Consider the following 15,679-nt stretch of genomic DNA (forward strand, 5'->3'; position numbering starts at 1 on the left):
TCGCGGCCGGGGGCGCCCGCGGATTGGGCCGGGGGTCGGCCAAGCACTAGGCTGGGACGAGGTTGGCCCTGCACAGGGCGCCACCAGAAATGAGGAGCATCGTGACCCAGGTTGTGGACGAGGACTTCGAGGCCTCGCTCACCCGTCGACTGGCCGTCATCGAGGAGGAGCTCGTCAAGGCCGCCGTGGCCGACAGCCCTTTCGTGACCGAGGCGGCCCGCCACATCATCGACGCCGGTGGCAAGCGCTTCCGCCCGCTGCTGGTCAACCTGGGCTCCCACTTCGGCGGCGAGGCCGACGAGACCGACCTGGTCCGCGCGGCGCTCGTGGTGGAGCTGACCCATGTCGCGAGCCTCTACCACGACGACGTGATGGACGATGCCGACCTGCGACGCGGGGCGCCCAGCGCCAACCGCCGCTGGGACAACTCGATCGCCATCCTGGTGGGCGACTACCTGTTCGCCCGGGCCTCCACCACGGTGGCCGACCTCGGCACCGACTACGTCCGGCTGCAGGCCGAGACCTTCGCCCGCCTGGTGCAGGGCCAGATCGCCGAGACCCGCGGTCCGCAGGCCGGTGACGACCCGCTGGAGCACTACCTGCAGGTGGTGGCCGACAAGACCGGTTCGCTGATCGCCACGTCGGCCGTCTTCGGCGGCATGGTGGCCGGTGCGCCGCAGCAGGTGCTGGACGCGCTGTCGGCCTTCGGCGAGGAGATCGGCGTGGTCTTCCAGCTCTCCGACGACATCATCGACATCACCAGCAATGTCACCGGCAAGACGCCCGGCACCGACCTGCGCGAGGGCATCCCCACCCTGCCCACGCTGATGCTGAAGGCCTCCATCGACCCGGCCGATGCCGAGCTGCAGCAGATGGTGGCCGGGGACCTGTCCGACGATGACCGGTTGGCCCGGACCCTGGAGGCGCTGCGTGCCCACCCGGTGATCGAGCGGGCCCGCGCCGAGGTGCAGCGCCATGCCGACCTGGCGCTCGCCCACCTGGAACCGCTGCCCGAGGGTCCCGCCAAGGACGCCCTGGCCAAGGTCTGCAACGACCTGGTGAGCCGCAGCAACTGAGCCGATGACCAGCCCGCTGCTGCAGCACCTGCGCCAGCAGGCCGCCCGACGCCAGCAGCAGGGCCTGCGGCGCACCCTCGGTGAACGGGGGCCCGCTGACCTGGTCGATCTCGCCGGGAACGACTACCTGGCCCTGCTGCACCATCCGCTGGTGCTCGCCGGGGCCCAGGAGGAGGTCGCGGCGCACGGTGGCGGGGCCGGCGCCTCCCGCCTGGTGAGTGGCACCGTCGAGGTGCACAGCCGCCTGGAGCGCGAGCTGGCCGACCTGTGCGGGGCCGAGCAGGCGCTGGTGCTGTCCAGCGGCTACCAGGCCAACCTCGCCGCCGTCACCGCTCTGGCCGATGCCGGCACCACGATCATCTCCGACGCCCACGTCCACGCCTCGCTGGTGGATGCCGCCCGGCTGGCCCGGGGGAGCGTGGTGGTCTCGCGCCACAACGACCTCGACGACGTGGAACGGCTGCTGCGCGCGGTGGAGACCCCACGGTGCCTGCTGCTGGCCGAGTCCATCTACAGCGTGCTCGGTGACGCCGCGCCGCTGCCCGAGCTCGCCGCGCTGGCCGAGCGCCACGGCGCCACCCTGCTGGTGGACGAGGCGCACGGGCTGGGCATGGCCGGACCGGGCGGCGCCGGCCTGGTGGCGGCCCACGGGCTGTGGCAGCGCCACCGTGACCACCTGGTGGTCACCATGACGCTGTCCAAGTCGCTGGCCGCCCAGGGAGGCGTGGTGCTGGGGCCCGACGAGGTGGTGGACCACCTGGTGAACACGGCGCGTCCCTTCATCTACGACACCGGTCTGGCGCCCGCGGCGGCCGGGGCGGCCCTCGGGGCGATGCAGGCGCTGCGCCAGGAGGACTGGCGGCTCGGTGCCGTTCGGCAGGCCATGGCACGGCTGGCCGCTGGCCTCGGGCTGGAGGTGCCCGCGGGGGCCGTGCTCAGCGTTCGAGTGCCCGGGCCGCAGCAGGCCGTCGAGGCCGTCGCCGCGGCACGCGAGCAGTCGGTGCGGATCGGATGCTTCCGGCCGCCGTCCAGCCCCGACGGGCAGTCGCGGCTGCGGATGACCTGTCACGCCGAGCTCACCGATGCCCAGCTGGACCACGCGGTGGGCGTGGTCGCTGGCTTCATCGGCCGCTGAGCAGGGACCGGGCCGCGCGCCGGTCCGGCTTGCCGTTCGGTGTGGTGGGCAGTTTCTCCACCCACTCCAGGCGTCGGGGCAGGGCATGGGCGGGCAGCTCGGCCCGCAGCGCCTCACGCAGCTCGGCCACGGTGGGCCGGGGCCCTCCACCGCAGGCCAGCACTGTGACCGCCTCGCCCCACTCGGGGTCGGGGGAGCCCAGCACCAGCACCTCGGCCGGCCAGGGCAGCTGGGCCATCGCCTCCTCGACGATGCGGGGCGCCACCTTCAGGCCCCCGCTGTTGATCACCTCGTCGAGCCGCCCGAGCACCACCAACCGCCCCTGGTCGTCGAGGTGGCCGTGGTCCTCGGTGCGAAAGCTGCGCCCGCGCGCGTCATGGCCGAAGGCATGGTCCAGCTCCGGCCGGTCCAAGTAGCCCAGGGCCACGGGCGCGCCGTGCAGGCTGATCCGGCCCTGTGTGGCGAGGCTGATCGCGACCCCGGGCAGCGGGAGCCCGTCGTAGACGCAGCCGCCGGTGGTCTCGCTGCAGCCGTAGCCCTCCACCACCCGGATGCCGGCCTGCTCGGCCTCGCCACGCAGGGCGGGGGACAGTGCCGCGCCGCCCACGATCAACGCGTCGAGGTCGGCCGCGGCGGCCCGTCCCTCGGGGCAGGCCAGCAGGCGTCGCAGCTGGGTGGGCACCACCATCGAGTAGTGTCGCGGCGCGGTCGGATCCAGTCGCCGTACCCCCTGCGCGAAGCCGGCCCCGGTGAAGGGCCCGGGCCCGAGGCGGATGGTGGGCAGTTCGTGCAGCAGGTTGCGCAGGCAGACCGACAGCCCGCTGATGTGCCAGGGCGCCACCGCCAGCAGGGACTGGCCGGGACCGCCCAGCACCTGCAGCACGGCCCGGGCCGAGCGGGTGAGCGCCTGCGTGTCCAGCAGCGCGGCCTTCGGCCGACCGGTGGTGCCGGAGGTGGCGCAGACCACCGCCATCTCGTCGTCCACCTCGCGGCCCGCCAGCGGGCGCAGCACCGGGCCCAGGGCGAGTGCTGCTCCGCCCTCGAGCATGGTCTCCAGCTGCCGCAGCGCCAGACCGTCGACCGCCTGCGAACAGCCTTCAGCCGGGGGCAAGGTGACCAGGGGGGCGTGCCATGGGCCGATCCTAGTGGGGCTCATTGAACACTGTTCAATGAGCCCCCTCAAGTCACCAGATGCTGACCCGCCGCTCCGGCTCCAGCCACATCCCGTCGCCGGGCTGCACGTCGAAGACGCGGTGGAAGTCGTCGACATTGGAGGCGATCTGGTTGCAGCGGAACTCCGCGGGGGAGTGCGGATCGGTGGCCAGTCGCACCCGCAGCGCCTCGTCACGGATCTTGGAGCACCAGATGGTGGCATAGCCGGTGAACAGGCGACGCAACTGCTCGTCGTCGGCCTCGCCGCCGCAGGCGATCCGGTAGGCCTTCAGCGCGATGCCCAGGCCCCCGAGGTCGCCGATGTTCTCCCCGATGGTGAGCCGGCCGTTGACGTGGGGCGCCTCCGGCTGGTCCGCGAACTGCTGGGGGACCAGGGCGTCGTACTGGTCCACCAGGGCCCCGGTGCGCTCGCTGAAGGCCGCCCGGTCCTCGTCGGTCCACCAGTTGCGCAGCCGCCCCTCGCCGTCGCAGGTGGAGCCCTGGTCGTCGAAACCGTGCCCGATCTCGTGGCCGATCACCGAGCCGATGCCACCGTAGTTCAGTGCATCGTCGGCCTCGGCGTCGAAGAAGGGCGGCTGCAGGATGGCCGCCGGGAAGACGATCTCGTTGCGCAGCGGGTGGTAGTAGGCGTTCACCGTCTGCGGCAGCATCAGCCACTCGTCGGGATCCACCGGGCCGGGCAGCTTGCCGGTCTGGTGGCAGAACTCGTGCTCGCCGGCGCGCAGCACATTGCCCACCAGGTCCCCGGGCACCACCTCGAGGGCGGAGTAGTCGCGCCAGCTGTCCGGGTAGCCGATCTTGGGCCGGAACGTGGCCAGCTTGTGCAGCGCCTCCTCACGGGTCTGCTCGCCCATCCAGTCGAGGTTGCGGATCGACTCGCCATAGGCCTGCAGCAGGTGCTGCACCATGACGTCCATCCGGGCCTTGGAGCTGGCCGGGAAGTGGCGCTCGACGTAGAGCTTGCCCAGTGCATCGCCCAGGTAGGACTCCACCAGGGCGACGCCCCGCTTCCAGCGCGGCTTGTTCTGCTCGATGCCGTTCAGGGTGCGCGAGTAGAAGTCGAAGTCGGCGTCCACCATCTCGGCGCCGAGCCAGGGGGCGAGCGAGTTCACCATCGCCCAGCGCGCCCAGGCCAGCCACTGCCCGATCCGCTCCTCGGTGACCAGCTCGGCCACCTCGGAGAAGAAGCTGGGCTGGCAGACGATGTGCTGCTCGCCCAGCGCCTGGCCGTCGATCCCGGCGCCCTCGGCCACCTGGCGCAGCCGCAGACCGGGCGCCAGCTCCGCCAGCTCCGTGAAGGACATCGGGTTGTAGCGCTGGGTCATCTCCCGGTTGCGCACCCGGTCCCAGTGGCACTGGGCGATCTCGGTCTCCAGCAGCAGCACCTGCTGGGCCTGGCTCGCGGCCTGCTCGACGCCGGCCAGGGCCAGCATCCGCTCGACGTGCGCCAGGTAGGCGCTGCGGATCTCGGCGTGCTCCTCGGCCAGGTAGTAGTCGCGATCAGGCAGCCCCAGGCCGGACTGCACCCAGAAGGGGGCGTAGACCCGCGGGTCGCCCATGTCGGAGTCGACGAACAGGTTGACCACGCTCGCGGTGCCGTGGCGCAGCGACCAGCCCCAGTGGCGGGCCAGGGCGTCGAGGTCCGTGATGGCCTCGACGCGCGCCAGCTGCTCGGACAGGGCCGAGGCGGAGGCGGACTCGACCGCCGCCTCGTCCAGATAGTCGGCGTAGAGCGCCGCCACCTTGTCCCGCTCGTCGCGCACCTCGGCCTGGGGCTTGCGGTTAGCGGCCAGCTCGTCGATCAGCTCGCGGACGGCCCGCTGGGCGCCGTCCGCGAGGTCGACGAAGCTGCCGGCCGAGCTCTTGTCGGCATCGATCCGCGTCGACGCCAGGTAGGTGCCGTTGACGTGGCGGAAGAAGTCGTCCTGCGGGCGGGGAAGGGTGTTCTGGGTCGTGGTCACCGGGCCAATCTAGCCCGAGCGGCCCAGCTCACAGCACCGTCCAGGTGTCGCGTCCGTTGACCATGGCCTGCAGCCCCTTGGCGCCGCCGCCGCGGGCCATCTCGATCTGCTGTCGGGCCAGGTCGTCGTAGGCCGGGCGCTCCACGTTGCGGAAGATGCCGATCGGGGAGCGGTGCATCACGCCGGCATCGGTGAGCCGGCTCAGCGCGAAGGCCAGTGAGGGGTCGTCATGGTGCTCGTCGTGCACCAGGATCTTCTCCAGGCCCACCTCGGAGACCTCCACCACCTCCACCGAGCCGTCGGTGCGCTGCACCACGCCCAGGTGGTCGTCGGCGCCGAAGACGATCGGCTCTCCGTGGCGCAGCGGGATGATGGACTCGGTCGAGGCCGGGCCCTTCAGCTCCTCGAAGGCGCCGTCGTTGAAGATCGGGCAGTTCTGGTAGATCTCCACCAGCGCGGCGCCACGGTAGTCGGCGGCCGCCTTCAGCACCTCGGTGAGGTGCGCGCGGTCGGAGTCGACGGTGCGGGCCACGAAGCCGGCCTCGGCGCCCAGCGCCAGCGAGACCGGGTTGAAGGGGCTGTCCACCGAGCCCAGCGGGCTGGACTTGGTGACCTTGCCGGCCTCCGAGGTGGGGGAGTACTGGCCCTTGGTGAGGCCGTAGATCCGGTTGTTGAACAGCATGATGGTGATGTTCATGTTGCGGCGCAGCGCGTGGATCAGGTGGTTGCCGCCGATGGAGAGGGCATCGCCGTCGCCGGTCACCACGAAGACGCCCAGGTCGGGGCGGGTGGCGGCCAGGCCGGAGGCGATCGCCGGGGCGCGCCCGTGGATCGAGTGCATGCCGTAGGAGTCCACGTAGTACGGGAAACGCGAGGAGCAGCCGATGCCGGAGACGATGACGGTGTTCTCCCGCTTGATGCCCAGCTCGGGCATCATCCCCTGGAAGGCGGCCAGGATCGCGTAGTCACCGCAGCCGGGGCACCAGCGAACCTCCTGGTCGCTGGTGAAGTCCTTGCGGTTCAGCGGCTCGATGCTCAGCGGCACGCCCGCCAGCCCGCCGCGGCGCTCGGGGGCCTCGCTGTGGTTCTGGGTGGCAGTCACTTGGTCTCCTGTGCCTTGGTCTGGGTGGAGGTTCCGTCGGCGTCGACGCTCTCGGCGACGTCGGAGGAGGGGTTGGTGGTGGTGGGGACGTCGGTGGGCCGGTTGGCCTGCTCGACGTCGGGGGCGAGCTCGCCGTCGCCCATGTCCTCGCTGCCGGGGCCCTCGGAGACCTCGACCTCGTCGAAGGGGCCCTCGACGCGGCCGTCCAGGGCGTCGATCTCGTGCTCCAGGTCGGCGGCCAGCTCGCTCAGACTGATCGGCAGGCCGAAGACGCGCGAATAGCTCTGCACGTCCACCAGGTACTTGGCGCGCAGCATCATGGCGAACTGGCCCAGGTTCATCTCGGGCACGATCACCCGGTCATAGGCCTTGAGCACCTCGCCGAGGTTGGCGGGGAAGGGGTTCAGGTGGCGCACGTGCGCCTGGGCGACGTTGCGTCCGGTGGCGCGCACCCGGCGCACCGCCGCGGTGATCGGGCCGTAGGTGGAGCCCCAGCCCAGCACCAGCAGGCGTGCCTGTCCGGAGGGGTCGTCCACCTCGACGTCGGCGATGTCGCGCACGATGCCGTCCACCTTCGCCTGACGCAGTCGCACCATCTTGTCGTGGTTGGCGGGGTCGTAGGAGATGTTGCCGGTGCCGTCGGCCTTCTCGATGCCGCCGATCCGGTGCTCCAGGCCGGGGGTGCCGGGGATCGCCCAGTCGCGCGCCAGGGTCTCGGGGTCGCGCTTGTAGGGCAGGAACTTGTCACCCTCGTTGGGGCCGGTGGCGAAGTTCGGCTCGATCGGCTCGATGCTGTCCAGGTCGGGGATCCGCCAGGGCTCGGCGCCGTTGGCCAGGTAGCCGTCGCTGAGCAGCACCACCGGGGTGCGGTACGTGACCGCGAAGCGCACCGCCTCGACGGCCATCTCGAAGCAGTCGGCCGGGGTACTGGGGGCCAGCACCGGCAGCGGGGCCTCGCCGTTGCGGCCGTACATCACCTGCAGCAGGTCGGCCTGCTCGGTCTTGGTGGGCATGCCGGTGGACGGGCCGGCGCGCTGCACGTCCACCACCACGAGCGGGAGCTCGGTCATCACGCCCAGACCGATGGTCTCGGCCTTCAGGGCGATGCCGGGGCCAGAGGTGGAGGTGACGCCCAGGGCACCGCCGAAGGAGGCGCCCAGCGCCGCGGCGACGCCGGCGATCTCGTCCTCGGCCTGGAAGGTCATCACGCCCTCGGACTTGTGCTTGCTCAGCTCGTGCAGGATGTCGGAGGCCGGGGTGATCGGGTAGGAGCCCAGGAAGAGCTGCAGACCGGCCTTCTCGGCGCCCACGATCAGGCCGTAGGCGGTGGCCAGGTTGCCCGAGATCTGGCGGTAGGTGCCCGGCGCCATCGGCGCCTTGGCCACCTCGTAACGCACCGCGAACTCCTCGGTGGTCTCGCCATAGGCGTAGCCGGCCCGGAAGGCCGCGACATTGGCGTCGCGGATGTCCGGCTTCTTGGCGAACTTCTCGCCCAGGAACTCCTCGGTGCCCTCGGTGGGCCGGTTGTAGAGCCAGTTCAGCAGGCCCAGCGCGAACATGTTCTTGCTGCGTCCGGCGTCCTTGCGGCCCAGGCCGAAGTCCTTGACGGAGGCGACGGCCAGGCCGGTGAGGTCCAGCGCCACGACGTGGTAGTCCTCCAGCGAGCCGTCCTCCAGCGGGTTGGCCTCGTAGCCCACCTTGGTGAGGTTCCGCCTGGTGAACTCCGCGGTGTCGACGATCAGCAGGCCACCGCGCGGCACGTCCTTCAGGTTCGCCTTCAGCGCCGCCGGGTTCATCGCCACCAGCACGTCGGGACGGTCACCGGGGGTGACGATGTCGTAGTTGGCGAAGTGCACCTGGAAGCTGGAGACGCCCGGCAGCGTGCCCTGGGGGGCACGGATCTCGGCGGGGAAGTTGGGCAGCGTCGAGATGTCGTTGCCGAAGGTTGCCGAGTCATGGGTGAAACGGTCTCCGGTGAGCTGCATGCCGTCGCCTGAGTCACCGGCGAAACGGATCACGACCCGCTCGAGAACGTGGACGTCGGATGCCTGGCCTTCGGACACTGTGGCCTCTTTCGTGGGGAGCTGACACTCGGACTTCCAAGACTACCCGTCACCGACCTCCTCCCTGTGGGGACTAGGCTGGCGGCGTGATCGTCCTGCCACGCCAACCTATGCCGCATGCGGTGGTCGACTGGTTCGGTGACCAGTCGGTGGTCGTCGTGGACCTGGCCTTGGCCTGCTGTGCCATCGAGTCCGAGTTCGCGGTGCCCGCCGGTGCACCGCGCCTGGCCGCCGTCCCCGACGGCGCCCGGGTGGTGGCCGTCGTCTCCGGGACGCTGACCGATGCGCTGGCCGGTCTGGTCGCCCGCAGCCTGGCGGCGCTCCCGGATGCGCACGTGGTGAGCTTCGGTGCCTGCGCCTGCGCGGGAGGCCCCTACTGGGATGCCGGCTCGGTGACCAAGGGCGTGGACCAGCTGGTGGCCGTCGACACCTACATCGCCGGCTGCCCGCCGCCGCCCGAGGCGCTGGCCCGCGTGGTGGAGCAGGTCCGTGAGGAGGTGCTGGCCCATGGCTGAGCACGGCATCGACGACGAACTGCGCGGCGTGCAGCCGGGGGTTTGGCTCGACGAGCTCCAGGCGGCCCGTGGCCAGGGCTTCACCTTCCTGGACCACCTGGTCTGCATCGACGAGCTGGGCCGCAGCCCCGAGCTGCGCCTGGTGGCGCGGCTGGTGGACTTCGGCGCCGAGCCGCCGCGCGGCCTGCAGCTGCACGTCCGGCTGCCCCGCGAGCAGCCGGAGCTGGTCAGCGCCACCAGCGTCTTCGCCGGCGCCGCCTGGCACGAGCGCGAGGCCCACGACTTCTTCGGCGTGGTCTTCCACACCCCTGCCGGGGAGCAGACCGACTCCGCGCCGCTGCTGAACCACACCGGGGCCGCGCTGCTGCGCAAGGACCAAGTGCCCGCCGCGCGGGCCGCGCAGCCGTGGCCCGGCGCCAAGGAGCCCGGCGAGCAGGCCGGCGCCGCCAGCCGTCGCCGGATGGCGCCGCCCGGGGTCCCGGACCCGACGGTCTGGGGTGACCGTGACCCGTCCGCACCCGTCCCCAGCCCCGACGAGGTGGTGGCCGCCGCCTCCGGCGGCCGCGTGAGGAGGCGACGATGAGCGAGCAGGGCGTGGTACGCCACGGCTCGATCCGGCTGGTGGAGCAGAACTGCACCTCGTGCATGATCTGTGCCCGCGAGTGCCCGGCCTGGTGCATCGAGATCGATTCCCACACCGAGACCGTCGAGGGTCAGGGCGGCGCCCCGGTGGGGGGTGCTGCGGCCAGCGCCACCTCTGGCTACGCCCGGGCCCGGCAGCGGCAGGTCAACGTGCTGGACCGCTTCGAGATCGACTGGGCGCTGTGCATGTACTGCGGCATCTGCGTCGAGGAGTGCCCCTTCGACGCGCTGGAGTGGGCCGGACCGCACGTCTCCAGCGCCCCGAGCCTGCCCGGACTGGTGCAGGGCCGCGAGCAGCTCAGGTGAGCCTCGCCAGCCACGGCCCGTCCGGTACCGGCCCGCGGGTGGGCTGGGTCTCCGGTCTGGACATCCACTGGGCCAGCCTGCGACGCGCCTGGGCGGTGCGCAATGTGCGACGCGGCGCCTACGGCACCCTGCTGATCGCGCTGGGCTCGCTGACCCCGGCCTACCTGCCGCAGAACTCTCCCTGGTGGCGGATGCTGCGCTGGTTCCACCTGACCGGCACCCCCGCCCGGATCATCGGCACCCTGCTGGTGATGGCCGGCCTGGCGCTGCTGGTGGACGCCTGGTTCCGGATGCGCCCCGAGGCCCAGCAGCGCGGCAGCCTGGTGGCCTACCACCAGCTCAAGCACTGGGCGGTGCTGGCCATCTGGGGCTTCCCCTTCCTGCTGGCCCCGCCCATCTTCAGCCATGACGCCTATTCCTACGCGGCCCAGGGCTGGCTGATCCACAACGGCATCAACCCCTACCGCGGCAACGTGATGCTGCTGCCCGGCGCCTTTGCCGACCAGGTGGCCTGGGTCTGGCGCCGCACCCCGGCCCCCTACGGCCCGCTCAGCCTGCAGATCCAGCACGGCCTGGTGGACCTGACCGGCTTCGACCCCTACCTCTCCGCGCTGGCCATGCGGATCCCGGCGCTGGTGGGCGTGGTGCTGATCGGCCTGCTGGTGCCCCGGATCGCGCACCGGCTGGGCGCCGACCCGGCGATGGCCGCCTGGTTCGCCACGCTGAACCCGGTGCTGGTGATCGACTTCATCGGGGGCGCCCACAACGACGCCCTGATGACCGGCCTGCTGGTGCTGGGCCTGTGGTTCGCCTTCCGGGCCGACGGCGCCTGGCTGCTCTCCGCGGTGGTGATCGGGCTGGCCGCGGCCATCAAGCAGCCCGCCATCCTGGCCGCCTATGCGTTGCCCATCATCTCCCGACCCTGGCTGAGCTGGCACTGGCGCGCCACGCTGTCCACCGTGCTGCGGGTGCTGACCAGTTTCGCCGTCGCGGGCGGCACCTTCGCGCTGCTCACCCATGCCACCGGGCTGGGCTACGGCTGGCTCGACGCGGTGAGCGTGCCCGGCATGGTGGTGACGGTCTCGCCGGCCACGATCGTGGGCCAGGGTGCCCAGCTGGTGCTCGACGCCTTCCACCTCGACCCCTCCGGCACGATGGCGGTCAGCGTGGCGCGCACCATCGGACTGGGCCTGGCGGCGGTGCTGATCGCCTGGTGGGCGCTGACCATCGGACGCACCCGGCCGATCACCTTCCTGGCCTGGAGCTTCCTGGCGGTGGCGCTGTGCGCCCCGGCGCTGCACTCCTGGTACGTGCTCTGGGGCGGGGTGCTGCTGCCGTTGAGCCGCCCCTCGCGCCGGATGGTGCGCGGCGCGGTGCTGATGACCGTGGTGCTGCTCGCCTATGCCGCCATCAACCTGGCCTACCGCAACAGCGTCAGCGCCGTGGACCCCTTCAACCCGGCCGTGGCGCTGGGCGTCGCGGCTGCGGCAGGATTTGCCTGGCAGCTGCGCAACCACGAGCAGGTGACCGAACGCCGCCGCCGGGCCCTGCGTCGCCGCGAGGCCCGCAACGCCGGGCAGTCCTTGGCCGACACCCCGGCCCACCGACAGGGAGAGTGAGATGACCCAGACCGACGACCTGCGGGTCGAGACCGAGGGCTCCCAGGCCCGGATCGTGCTGACCAGGCCGCGGGCCATCAACGCCCTGACGCCGGCGATGATGCAGGCCATCTCCGAGGCGCTGCAGGGCTGGGCGGAGGACGAGGCCGTCGACCAGGTGGCCATCCTGGGGGAGGGGGAGCGCGGCTTCTGCTCCGGTGCCGACGTGCGTGCCATCCGCCAGCTGGTGCTCGACGACCCGCAGGCCGCGGTGGACTTCTTTCGCGTGGAGTACGCGGTCAACGAGCTGATCGCCACCTACCCCAAGCCGGTGGTGAGCCATGTGCACGGGATCAGCATGGGTGGCGGCCTGGGTCTGGCGGTGCATGCCAGCCGCGTGGTGGCCGACGAGGACCTGAAGCTCGCCATGCCGGAGACCGGCATCGGGCTGTTCCCCGACGTGGGCGTCACCTGGCAGCTCTCCCGCGCTCCCGGCCAGACCGGCACCTACCTGGCCATGACCGGCACCACCATCGACGCCGGTAGCGCCCAGTACGCGGGTCTGGTGCACGACGTGCTGCTGCCCGCCGAGATGGACGAGGAGTTCGGGGCCTACACCGACTCCCAGCTCGCCACCGACCGGGCGTGGATCGACGACTGCTTCGCGGGCGACGACCCGGTGCGCATCGTGCAGCGTCTGGCCGAGCACCGTGAGCCGCGGGCCCGTGAGACGGCGGAGCTGCTGCGCCAGCGCTCGCCGTGGAGCGTCGCCGTCGCGCTGGAACAGGTCCGTCGGGCGGCCCGGATGGCCGAGGTCGGCGAGGTGCTGGCCCAGGACCTGGTGCTGGCCACCAACTTCGTCGCGGACTCGGACTTCGTCGAGGGGGTCCGGGCGCAGTTGGTGGACAAGGATCGCGCGCCGCAGTGGCGCCATGCCTCGCTGGAGCAGGTGGACCCGCAGCTGGTCGCCTCGATGTTCGAGCCGCGCTGAGAACGGTGCTGCGCCGGGCCGTCGGGGCTCAGAAGTCGTAGTCGACCACCACCGGCGCGTGGTCGCTCATCCGCGCCTCGTAGCTCTCGTCGCGATCGGTGCCGCCGCGGACCGCGCTGCGCGCCAGCCTCGGGGTGGCGAACTGGTAGTCGATGCGCCAGCCAGAGTCCTTCGCGAAGGACTGACCCATCCAGCTCCACCAGGAGTAGGGGCCCTCGGTGTCGGGGTGCAGCCGGCGCACCACGTCCACCAAGGTGCGCGGGGAGAGGATCTCGTCCAGCCAGGCGCGCTCCTCGGGCAGGAATCCCTCGGAGGACTGGTTCCCGCGCCAGTTCTTGATGTCCAGCTTGTCGTGGGCGATGTTGAAGTCGCCCATCACGACGAACTCGCGGCCCTGGGCCGCTGCCCGGCGACGGGCCCGGGTGAGGTGGCGGGCGAAACCCGCCAGGAAGCGCATCTTGCGCTCGTACTTGGCACCGCCGTCGGGCTTCTCGCGCCCGTTGCGGCCGGCCTCCTGCAGGTGCGCCGGCAGCCCGCCCTTGGGCAGGTAGAGGCTGGCGACGGTGAGCGGGCGGTCGGACAGGTCCACCTCCAGGTAGCGCCCCTCGGTGGCGAAGGCCTTCAGCTCGCGAGCCATCACGTCGCGCTCGGCGGGCTCGCGCAGCTCGACGTGGCTGTCGCCCGGTGCCCGCACCAGGGCGCCGGCGCCCCAGCAGCGGACGTCGGTCGGCTGCTCCCGGGTGAGTACGGCAACTCCGTTGCGGCCGGCCAGCTGCCCGGCATCGTAGGAGAGGTGGTAGGTGCCGAAGACACCGTCGGGCAGCAGCGGGACCGGGCAGCGCACCTCCTGCAGGGCCACCACGTCGCACTCGCGGGCCGCCAGCCAGTTCTCGAAGCCCCGCTTCTGGGTGGCGCGGATTCCGTTGACGTTGAAGGTGGCGACGCGGAGCATGGCGGACAGCCTAGCCGGACGCGAGGACGGCCCCACCGCACTGGTGGGTCCGTCGCGGGTGACGGATCAGCGCCGGGTGAAGCGGATCCGGTAGGCCTCGGGGGTGGGGTCCAGCACCTCGTGGCTGAACTCGTCGCCGAAGAGCTGGCCGATCTGATCCAGCAGCGGGGTGGGCACGTGGGGTGCCACCAGGTCCATCTGGCCGCCACCGGTGGGCAGTTGCTGCAGGGCGCCGATGATGGCGCCGTGCCGGATGGCGTGCGGGATCTCGCGGGCCACCAGGGTGGGCACCTCGGCGTCGTGGTTGCAGCCGCAGCCGCAACCACCGGACTTCTGGACCAGGGGCAGTTCGCTCATGGCAGCAATATACTACGGAGATTTCCGGTTCTAGTGGAGGGGGGTCGCCCGCCGGTTGGACGTGCCTCCCCACGTCGGGCTCGAGGGCCGGTAGGTTGCGTCTGGGCCAGATGTCCACACGAGGAGGACGGATGCCGATCAGCGCCGCACGGCTCCTGGAGGGACCGCGAGGACGTCGACTGTGCCTCGAGTACGCCCTGCGCTGCGAGGCGATGACTGCCGGAGGCGTGGAGCGCGAGCTGCCGCTGTGGAAGTCGCTCTTCGACACCGCCGTCGCGCAGGAGGGGCAGGCCGACGTGGTGGGCTGGGGTGAGGACTACGTCCCGGTCCCCACCGGGCCCGAGGAGGTCGCAGCCCTGCTGCGCAGGACCCGCCTGGTCGAGCCCACCGACGAGGTGCTGCTGGACATGCTGCGGGTGACGGTGGCCACGGCACGGTACTGGCAGGAGCCGGACCCCGAGGACCAGATGACCCACCACTGGCGGGTCGCCTCGGCCCTCGAGCGCTTCGCGCAGGCCCTGATCGACTCACCGCTGGCCGACTGGTGGGGGCGCCCGATGCGCCGCAAGGAGCAGTCGCTGGTGCGCAGCCCGCAGCAACCCCGCAAGGGCAAGGGCGTCAAGCAGGCGCTGGAGGGCTGGCGCGAGGAGGAGCGTCGAGCGCGCAAGGACGTGCGCCGGGCCGACGGGGACCCCCGCGAGCGGGTCTCCGGGGTCTGGTGGTCGATTCCGCCGCTGGTTCCCTCTACCACCGGCGGCCTGAACGGGCTGGGCCCGGTGGGTCGGCACCTGGTGGAGGGCTTCCCGCTCTGGGAGAGCGCGGAGGTGGTCCAGGTGAAGGTGCCCAAGAAGTTCGACGTGCTGGAGATCTCCGCTGCCGCCGACTGGGTGGAGCTGTGCCGCCGGCAGCCCTTCGCCGTGACCGGCTCGCGGATGCGTGACTGGTATCGCGCCACCGGGCATGCGGGGGACTGGGTGATCCCGGACTGGCGCGAGGTGGCCAAGGACTACGACGGGATCCACCTGTCGCTGGCGGCCTACCTGGAGCTCACCGGCCGTGCGATCGACGTCGAGGAGGGAACGGCCAGCATGATCGCGGGCTTCTCGCCGGACGAGACCCGCTGGTTCGTCGACCTGCCGGACTGAGCCCCCGGCAGGCCGCACGGCTCAGCGGTAGTTGGTGAACTGGACGGCGAAGTCGTAGTCCTGGGCCTTGATCAGCTGCTGGACCGCCTGCAGGTCGTCGCGCTTCTTGGAGCTGACCCGCAGCTCGTCGCCCTGGATCAGGCACTTGACGCCCTTGGGGCCCTCGTCGCGCACCAGCTTGGAGATCTTCTTCGCGTCCTCCTGGCTGATGCCCTGCTTCGTGGTGCAGGTGATCTTCCACATCTTGCCGGACAGTCGCGGCTCGCCCTTCTCCAGGGCCTTGAGGTTGATCCCACGCTTGACCAGCTTGGACTCGAAGACGTCGAGCACCGCCTTGGCGCGCTCCTCGCCATTGCTCTCGATCTCGATGGCCTCGCCGGACCACTTGATCGAGGAGTCGGTGTTCTTGAAGTCGAAGCGCTGGCTGACCTCGCGGGCGGCCTGGCCGAGCGCATTGTCGACCTCCTGGCGGTCCACCTTGCTGACGATGTCGAAGGAGCTGTCGGAAGCCATGTCTCTCCTGGGGTCGTGGTCGGGCGGATGAACCGCCTGGTGGGCGCCATTCTGCCATCGCCCCACGGCGAGTTTGGCGGCTCTTCGGACTTGAGGTGGGGCGGGTAGTCGTGGCCCGGTGTGGTGAGGGGCCGGGGTCTTCGGCAGGAT

At 71.4% G+C, this 15,679-nt stretch carries 14 protein-coding genes and 1 pseudogene; 8 read left to right on the forward strand and 7 right to left on the reverse strand.

Annotation, left to right across the window (positions count from 1 at the left end):
* The first annotated feature begins 101 nt into the window (after nt 1-101).
* Nucleotides 102-1,076, forward strand: a complete 975-nt coding sequence (locus ABD073_RS06695) for a polyprenyl synthetase family protein (RefSeq protein ID WP_386751702.1) — start codon at nt 102-104, stop codon at nt 1,074-1,076.
* Between the two features lie 4 nt (nt 1,077-1,080).
* Nucleotides 1,081-2,211 (forward strand): aminotransferase class I/II-fold pyridoxal phosphate-dependent enzyme, encoded by a 1,131-nt coding sequence (locus tag ABD073_RS06700; RefSeq protein WP_343873214.1) that lies wholly within the window; start codon nt 1,081-1,083, stop codon nt 2,209-2,211.
* Here the strand turns inward: ABD073_RS06700 and ABD073_RS06705 are convergent.
* From ABD073_RS06705 to ABD073_RS06720, 4 genes and pseudogenes are all read right to left on the reverse strand, one after another.
* On the reverse strand, nt 2,198-3,322 hold the full coding sequence (locus tag ABD073_RS06705; RefSeq protein WP_343873215.1) for an AMP-binding protein: 1,125 nt from the start codon (nt 3,320-3,322) through the stop codon (nt 2,198-2,200). The two genes, ABD073_RS06700 and ABD073_RS06705, sit on opposite strands and share 14 nt — an antisense overlap.
* A gap of 73 nt (nt 3,323-3,395) precedes the next feature.
* Complete coding sequence (locus ABD073_RS06710; protein ID WP_343873216.1) at nt 3,396-5,345, reverse strand: M13 family metallopeptidase; 1,950 nt, start codon at nt 5,343-5,345, stop codon at nt 3,396-3,398.
* Between the two features lie 28 nt (nt 5,346-5,373).
* Nucleotides 5,374-6,447 (reverse strand): 2-oxoacid:ferredoxin oxidoreductase subunit beta, encoded by a 1,074-nt coding sequence (locus ABD073_RS06715; RefSeq protein WP_343873217.1) that lies wholly within the window; start codon nt 6,445-6,447, stop codon nt 5,374-5,376.
* Between the two features lie 227 nt (nt 6,448-6,674).
* Nucleotides 6,675-8,510 (reverse strand): annotated as a pseudogene (locus ABD073_RS06720) (2-oxoacid:acceptor oxidoreductase subunit alpha); the annotation flags it as partial.
* Between the two features lie 110 nt (nt 8,511-8,620).
* Between ABD073_RS06720 and ABD073_RS06725 the strand changes: the two are divergent.
* From ABD073_RS06725 to ABD073_RS06745, 5 genes are read left to right on the forward strand one after another with little or no spacing between them, the layout of a single operon-like run.
* On the forward strand, nt 8,621-9,025 hold the full coding sequence (locus ABD073_RS06725; protein WP_343873233.1) for an NADH-quinone oxidoreductase subunit B: 405 nt from the start codon (nt 8,621-8,623) through the stop codon (nt 9,023-9,025).
* Nucleotides 9,018-9,608, forward strand: a complete 591-nt coding sequence (locus tag ABD073_RS06730) for an NADH-quinone oxidoreductase subunit C (RefSeq protein WP_343873218.1) — start codon at nt 9,018-9,020, stop codon at nt 9,606-9,608. Before ABD073_RS06725 ends, ABD073_RS06730 begins: the two co-directional genes overlap by 8 nt.
* The gene (locus ABD073_RS06735) at nt 9,605-9,973 is read left to right on the forward strand and encodes an NADH-quinone oxidoreductase subunit I (RefSeq protein WP_343873219.1); all 369 of its coding nucleotides are present in this window, start codon (nt 9,605-9,607) and stop codon (nt 9,971-9,973) included. Before ABD073_RS06730 ends, ABD073_RS06735 begins: the two co-directional genes overlap by 4 nt.
* Complete coding sequence (gene mptB / locus ABD073_RS06740; protein ID WP_343873220.1) at nt 9,970-11,592, forward strand: polyprenol phosphomannose-dependent alpha 1,6 mannosyltransferase MptB; 1,623 nt, start codon at nt 9,970-9,972, stop codon at nt 11,590-11,592. The genes ABD073_RS06735 and mptB overlap by 4 nt, the downstream gene beginning before the upstream one ends.
* Before the next feature lies 1 nt (nt 11,593).
* Nucleotides 11,594-12,562, forward strand: a complete 969-nt coding sequence (locus tag ABD073_RS06745; protein ID WP_343873222.1) for an enoyl-CoA hydratase/isomerase family protein — start codon at nt 11,594-11,596, stop codon at nt 12,560-12,562.
* Nucleotides 12,563-12,590: 28 nt separating this feature from the next.
* On the opposite strand, the gene ABD073_RS06750 is transcribed toward ABD073_RS06745, so the two are convergent.
* Both ABD073_RS06750 and ABD073_RS06755 read right to left on the reverse strand, forming a co-directional pair.
* Nucleotides 12,591-13,514: an exodeoxyribonuclease III gene (locus tag ABD073_RS06750; protein ID WP_343873223.1), complete on the reverse strand. Its 924-nt coding sequence runs from the start codon at nt 13,512-13,514 to the stop codon at nt 12,591-12,593.
* Between the two features lie 66 nt (nt 13,515-13,580).
* On the reverse strand, nt 13,581-13,871 hold the full coding sequence (locus ABD073_RS06755) for a DUF2249 domain-containing protein (RefSeq protein WP_343873224.1): 291 nt from the start codon (nt 13,869-13,871) through the stop codon (nt 13,581-13,583).
* 131 nt (nt 13,872-14,002) lie between these two features.
* On the opposite strand from ABD073_RS06755, the gene ABD073_RS06760 reads away from it, so the two are divergent.
* On the forward strand, nt 14,003-15,016 hold the full coding sequence (locus ABD073_RS06760; protein ID WP_343873225.1) for a hypothetical protein: 1,014 nt from the start codon (nt 14,003-14,005) through the stop codon (nt 15,014-15,016).
* Nucleotides 15,017-15,037: 21 nt separating this feature from the next.
* Here ABD073_RS06760 and ABD073_RS06765 read toward each other — a convergent pair whose 3' ends face one another.
* On the reverse strand, nt 15,038-15,529 hold the full coding sequence (locus ABD073_RS06765; RefSeq protein ID WP_343873226.1) for a YajQ family cyclic di-GMP-binding protein: 492 nt from the start codon (nt 15,527-15,529) through the stop codon (nt 15,038-15,040).
* Nucleotides 15,530-15,679: the final 150 nt, after the last annotated feature.

The organism is Luteococcus peritonei (genome assembly GCF_039526385.1).
Classification (GTDB): domain Bacteria; phylum Actinomycetota; class Actinomycetes; order Propionibacteriales; family Propionibacteriaceae; genus Luteococcus; species Luteococcus peritonei.